At 55.8% G+C, this 1,706-nt stretch carries 1 protein-coding gene and 1 pseudogene; both read right to left on the reverse strand.

The genetic code is table 11. The features are described from left to right. Nucleotides 1-495, reverse strand: a pseudogene (locus EYW47_RS40585) (DUF6708 domain-containing protein); the annotation flags it as partial. An 80-nt stretch (nucleotides 496-575) separates the two neighbouring features. Continuing rightward, a complete protein-coding gene (locus EYW47_RS40590; protein WP_133200413.1) occupies nucleotides 576-1,523 on the reverse strand; it encodes a DUF6708 domain-containing protein in 948 nt (315 codons plus the stop codon). Nucleotides 1,524-1,706 lie beyond the last annotated feature (183 nt).

Below are 1,706 nucleotides of genomic sequence, written 5' to 3' on the forward strand. Positions count from 1 at the left end.
CCGGCCCAGTGTGAAGAAGGCCTTATCCCAGGGGACGGAAAGTACCGTTCCATCCAGCCGAAACACATGCACCATCCGCAGATCACGTTGCAGGCGAATCGGATAGTGAGTCAGGCGAAAACACTCCTTGGAAATGAGCCAGACGAGAACAGCAATCAACGCAATGTCCATTAGCAACGGCACGCCACCGAAAACCATATTGGCCGCTCGATCGTCCGTATAGCCCATCACTCCCTGGACGAAGAAAAGATTGACGCCGATCCACGACATACCCAGACAGATGACAAGCAGGGCGCCTGTCACAAACGTCAGCGCCCCTTTCCAGCCGTAATACTTATCCACAACTTCCAGGTAGCGGCTATTCATTCTGATCGTCGCACTGAAGTAATTCGGTGAAACCTCCAGCCGCTTGGCGGGATCGAGCCGGTGCCGGCGCTCTTCTTCCGTAAGCGGACGATTGACCTTGTACTTTTTGATAAGACCGGTGTATTCCATCGTTCAGCCTTGGGTGTCAGCCCGCTCTGCTCGCACCACTCCGCAGCCGAAGCTGGAAGCCCAGGCCACCGCCCGGCATCTCACATCACCTTCCAGAGTTTCTCAGGATTCGAGCTGGCATCTTTTGCAAACGGATCGCCGGCGTCGACTACGCAAGCCTCTTCGATATGCTTCGGCCAAACCGGGATCTTGCAGGTTCGCATCGCAAACCATCGGCCGATCGAGAACAGCAAAAAAGCCGGCGCCAAAATTAATTGCGCAGAGGTCTGACCCGGCAGATTCAACGCGAGCCGCAACAGGCCGAAGCCCCAGGTTTCACGCCGATCGGCAATCGGTAGATACGCAAGCGTATCAGGCGCGATCGCCTCCGGGCCTTCCTCCATATACCGCCGGACATATTCCCAATACCGCTGAACCTCTGCAATATCCGGCCAGGCCAGCGCGAAACAAAACGTCTCGACGACAGTCACGCCATCGTCGTCGAGCACATGTCCGCGCACATCCCATGTTTGAATGCCGAAGGGTCGATTGCCACGGCCCAGCGTGAAGAACACCTTGTCCCACGAGACCGAGAATACCGTTCCATCCAGCCGGAACACATGCACCATCCTCAGATCCCGTTGCAGGCGAATCGGATAATGTGTCAAGCGGAAGCACTCCCTGAAAATCAGCCAAAGGAGAGCGATGATCATAGCGATGCCCATCAGCAATGGCACGCCGCCGAAAACCAGATTGGCCGCTCGGTCGTCGGCACTGCCCATTAATCCATCGACGAAGAAAATACTGGCAGCGACCCACGTGATAACCAAGCAGATGAGCGTCAGGACCGTCATCACGAACGTCAACGCGCCTTTCCAGCCGTAATACTTGTCCGCGACTTCCAGGTAGCGGCTATTCATTCTGATCGTCGAACTGAAATAGTTCGGCGAAACGTCGAATCGTTTGGCGGGATCGAGCCGGTTCCGGCGCTCTTCTTCCGTAAGCGGACGATTGACCTTGTATTGGTTGATAAGACCAGTGTATTCCATTGTTCAGCCCTGGTGTCAGCCCGTTCTGCCCGACCTATTCCGCAACCGAAACTGAATGCCCCAGCCGCCGCCCGGCATCTCACATTACCCTCCAGAGTTTCTTAGGATTCGAACTGGCGTCCTTTGCAAACGGATCGCCAGCATCGATTGCGCAAGCCTCTTCGATATGCTTCGGCCATACCG

The organism is Paraburkholderia silviterrae, from assembly GCF_004353915.1.
GTDB lineage: Bacteria > Pseudomonadota > Gammaproteobacteria > Burkholderiales > Burkholderiaceae > Paraburkholderia > Paraburkholderia silviterrae.